This is a genomic window from Cobetia sp. (genome assembly GCF_983723665.1).
In genome coordinates this window covers 1-2,608 of sequence record NZ_CFDJES010000056.1, presented here as the reverse complement: position 1 = coordinate 2,608, position 2,608 = coordinate 1, and the positions used below count along the sequence as shown (strand labels likewise).

Annotated in this window: 3 protein-coding genes; 2 read left to right on the top strand and 1 reads right to left on the bottom strand. The window is 64.9% G+C overall.

What is annotated here, in order from left to right:
* Positions 1-24 precede the first annotated feature (24 nt).
* Positions 25-432 carry a GlcG/HbpS family heme-binding protein gene (locus AC4FAH_RS07580; RefSeq protein WP_043334532.1) on the top strand — a complete coding sequence of 136 codons (408 nt, stop codon included), beginning with the start codon at positions 25-27 and terminating at the stop codon, positions 430-432.
* 102 nt (positions 433-534) lie between these two features.
* On the opposite strand, the gene AC4FAH_RS07575 is transcribed toward AC4FAH_RS07580, so the two are convergent.
* Positions 535-1,440, bottom strand: a complete 906-nt coding sequence (locus AC4FAH_RS07575) for a LysR family transcriptional regulator (RefSeq protein ID WP_490245838.1) — start codon at positions 1,438-1,440, stop codon at positions 535-537.
* Between the two features lie 194 nt (positions 1,441-1,634).
* On the opposite strand from AC4FAH_RS07575, the gene mgrA reads away from it, so the two are divergent.
* The coding region (gene mgrA, locus AC4FAH_RS07570; RefSeq protein ID WP_490245837.1) for an L-glyceraldehyde 3-phosphate reductase at positions 1,635-2,608 on the top strand (974 nt) is incomplete at its 3' end.

Below are 2,608 nucleotides of genomic sequence, written 5' to 3'. Positions count from 1 at the left end.
CCTCACCACTGCCAAGGAAGCCCGATGATCACTCGCCACGTACTGACCCTCGCTGACGTCAATCAGATGCTGGACGCCGCCCAGAAGGAAGCCGAGGCCAATGGCTGGGCCGTCTCCATCGCCGTTGCCGACGATGGCGGCCACCCGCTGGGTCTGCGTCGCCTCGACGACACCCCGGCGATGACCGGCTACTTCGCCCAGGAGAAGGCCAAGAGCGCCGCCCTGGGTCGCCGCGAGACCCAGCTGTTCGAGGACTCCATCAACGGCGGACGCACCGCCTTCCTGTCAGCGCCGCAACTTGAAGGCATGCTGGGCGGCGGCGTGCCGGTGATGGTCGAAGGCCAGATCGCCGGCAGCATCGGCGTGTCCGGCGTCAAGCCGGAGCAGGATGCCCAGATCGCCAAGGCCGGGGTCGCCGCGCTGGGCCTCTGAGGCCCCGCCAGCCTGGATAAAGAGGCAAATAAAAAGACCGCCGCGTCCATCAGGGCACGGCGGTCTTTTTGCATACGCCACTCTTGCGTCTGTGTCTTTCGTTCACGCACCGCGAGGCGGCATGGCGGCTTCCACCGCCGCCATGAAGGCGCGCAGCTTGCCCGACTGCGGCAGGCGCTGGGGATAGAGCATGTAGATGCTGTTGGGCTCGCCCTCCTCGTGCGCCAGCAGACGCACCAGACGGCCCTCGGCCAGCTCACGGTCGACCAGGTAATGGGCGACCCGAATGATGCCGGCATGACCCAGCGCCTGCTGCTTGAGCAGGCGGTGATCATTGATGGCCAATCCCCCCGCGAGACTGACTTCACCACTGGCCAGCGGCCAGCCGGACTGCCCCGACCAGACGTGGCAGCGATGATCACCAAGTGCCGCGGCCGTGTGCGGCGTGCCATGCGCGGCAAGGTACTCGGGCGACGCGCAGCAGCAGTGGACGTAATCGAGCAGGCGACGCGCGATCATGTTGTCCGGTGGCGTGCGCGTGGCGCGAAATGCCACATCAAATGGCTCGCGGGTCAGGTCATGACTCTCGTAACTGACGTCCAGACGCAGCTCGACCGCCGGATGGCGCGCCTGGAAGGCATTGCAGACCTCGATCAGATAACGCTCGGCGAACAGTACCGGCGCCGTGATGCGCAACACCCCGCTGTAGCCCTGACGCTCCGACTCACTCGTCTGCTCCAGGTCGTGTTCAAGCTCGCGCTCCAGTGCCAGCAACTCGCCATGTACCGACTGCATGCGCTGGCGAATGCGCTCGCCCTCCTCGGTGAGGCGTACCGCCCGCGTGGTGCGGATCAGCAAGGGCGCCCCGATGTCCTGCTCCAGCCGCCGCACCTGCTCGGAAAGATGAGCACGCGACACGCCCAGCGCCTTGGCCGCCCGGGTGAAGCTGAGGGTTTCCGCCACCTGAGCGAACAACATCAGTCGCTCCACCTGCTTGTGATGCCGCATCCTGCCTGCTCCTCACGCCAGCCATCCGGGATTTCAGTGAACGAGACTGCCACAGCATTGTACGTTCTGGCGAACAATCTATTCGTTCGCATGTGCTTATCAGACCTGCAGACGCGACCTAGACTGAAGGCGTCATTCGATGTCACCTCATCCCTGTGAGACATCGACGCCTCCACTCGTGAAAGGACTCCGCCATGCGCTATACCCCGGCTGAAGATCGCTACGAACGCATGCACTACCAGCGCTGCGGCAAGAGCGGCCTCAAACTGCCCCGCCTGTCACTGGGGCTCTGGCACAACTTCGGCAACAACGCCCACGAAGACAATGCGCGCGCCATCTGCCAGACCGCCTTCGATCTGGGCATCACCCACTTCGACCTGGCCAACAACTACGGGCCGCCGCCGGGCAGCGCCGAGGAAATGTTCGGTCGCATGCTCAAGCGCGACTTCGCCGGCTACCGCGATGAGATGGTGATCTCCACCAAGGCGGGCTATCACATGTGGCCTGGCCCCTACGGCGAATGGGGCAGCCGCAAGTACCTGCTCTCGAGCCTGGATCAGAGCCTCAAGCGCATGGACCTCGATTACGTCGACATCTTCTATTCGCACCGCTTCGATCCGGACACGCCGCTGGAAGAGACGATGGGGGCGCTGGACAGTGCCGTGCGCTCCGGCAAGGCGCTCTATGCAGGCATCTCCTCCTACAATGCCCAACGCACCCGCGAAGCCGCCGCCATCCTGCGCGAACTGGGCACGCCGTGCATCATCCATCAGCCCAGCTATTCGATGATCAATCGCTGGATCGAGGAAGACGGCCTGCTCGACACCCTCGATGACGAGGGCATCGGCTCCATCGTGTTCTCGCCGCTGGCCCAGGGCGTGCTGACCAACAAGTATCTGGGCGGCGTGCCACAGGATAGCCGTCTGGCACGCGGCGGAGCGATCAAGGAAGACCACCTCACCGAGGACAATCTGGAGCGGGTGCGCGCCCTCAACGCCATCGCCGAGCGCCGTGGCCAGTCGCTGGCCCAGATGGCCCTCGCCTGGGCGCTGCGTGGCAACCGCGTCACCACCGCACTGATCGGTGCCAGCCGTCCGGAGCAGGTCAGCGATTGCGTCAAGGCGCTGGACCATCTCGACTTCACCCAGGCCGAGCTCGACGAGATCGA